3 protein-coding genes are annotated in these 1,230 nt (G+C 34.1%); 2 read left to right on the plus strand and 1 reads right to left on the minus strand.

Annotated elements, in window-relative coordinates; translation table 11 throughout:
* Window positions 1-201, plus strand: a 201-nt coding sequence (locus tag HY58_RS19790; protein ID WP_039135662.1) for a hypothetical protein, incomplete at its 5' end; no start/stop codon positions are given.
* Between the two features lie 200 nt (window positions 202-401).
* On the plus strand, window positions 402-767 hold the full coding sequence (locus tag HY58_RS18465; protein ID WP_039135663.1) for a hypothetical protein: 366 nt from the start codon (window positions 402-404) through the stop codon (window positions 765-767).
* Here HY58_RS18465 and HY58_RS18470 read toward each other — a convergent pair.
* The gene (locus HY58_RS18470) at window positions 757-1,173 is read right to left on the minus strand and encodes a hypothetical protein (RefSeq protein ID WP_039135665.1); all 417 of its coding nucleotides are present in this window, start codon (window positions 1,171-1,173) and stop codon (window positions 757-759) included. The genes HY58_RS18465 and HY58_RS18470 overlap by 11 nt on opposite strands.
* Window positions 1,174-1,230 lie beyond the last annotated feature (57 nt).

The following is a 1,230-nucleotide window of genomic DNA, read 5'->3' on the forward strand; positions in this document are numbered from 1 at the left end:
GCAGAACAAAAGCCAAGTAATCATAATGATGTAATGCATGATGATGGTGTGATATATAGCAAAGGGCGAGATTTTATTTACTATTGGATAATAGTTAAGAAAAGCAAAGCAGTCCTCGGACCTATGGAAAAAGATGAATATGAAAAGATGAAAAATAAGTATGGAGTGTCCTCGACTTTCCTTTTAAAGGATGTTTATTGAAGTCAGTCAACAGTTGACAGTTGGAAATTCAACAAAAAAGCCGCTCTAGTGGATAATCCACCCTGGTTGACCACTTTATTCCGGAGTAAACTGACCACTAATAGTTACAGTCACTTTAGTGTTTAAAATGTTATTTTTTTTGTTGGTCTTCAATAATATCAATCATCATTGTCCGGTTTTATGCATCAAACGTGGTCAGATTGACGCAGAAAAGTAATATTTATTTTGCTCGGAAACCAGTGATCAGTTTGGCACGGAAATTAGTGATCAGGTTGCGCGGAATTTCCAATGCTCACGCCAGAGGGTTTGAGGTTGTGCCGAAAGGGATAGAAGAATTTCTATCAGTGCCTTGCTCTAAATTTTTATTCACAAATGAAAATCTAAAAGTCAAAGGCGAAATTTTGACATGGAAAAATATTCCAATGAAGATTATTGTTGAGTCCGCTAATAATGTTCAGCATACTGAAGCATTTAAGGTTGATTCTATTTCTATAATCAATAACAAAGTATTCCTGCTGCCGGCAGGGATTTCAGTATTGGATATGACAAATAAGTTTAATGACTAACATGCTTTGAAAATTTAGCGATCAAAAAAGCAAGGCTGTCATTTTTATAATAGTGGTTGTTAGCCTCAATTAATATTCCATTGTAAACGTTATCGTTAATTCTTACTCTTTCTATATCTTCTTTGTTATTCAAATAGAAGTATAAATCTGTGAAGTTCGTATTGATATTTGTTCTGTCAGGATAAATTCTAGTAGCCATTCTGAGTTGATTTGATATAGCCGAAATGTCAGAGATTGAATCTAGCATGTAATTATATTTTGGGCCGGATATCACAATGCTATCAATCGATTCTGCATTAAAAACAGCTTTGTTCAATCCTTTGCTCGCATTAATGGTTAGTAAGGCCCAAACGACAATAAAAAGTATTAATGCGAAACCTAGTATTTTGAATTGTACAGACTGCATATTTATAAAGTCTTATCTCACTCCAATTTTTTCAGTCTTTCTTTGATGGTGTTGTCG

Source organism: Flavihumibacter sp. ZG627 (assembly GCF_000814325.1).
Lineage (GTDB): Bacteria > Bacteroidota > Bacteroidia > Chitinophagales > Chitinophagaceae > Flavihumibacter.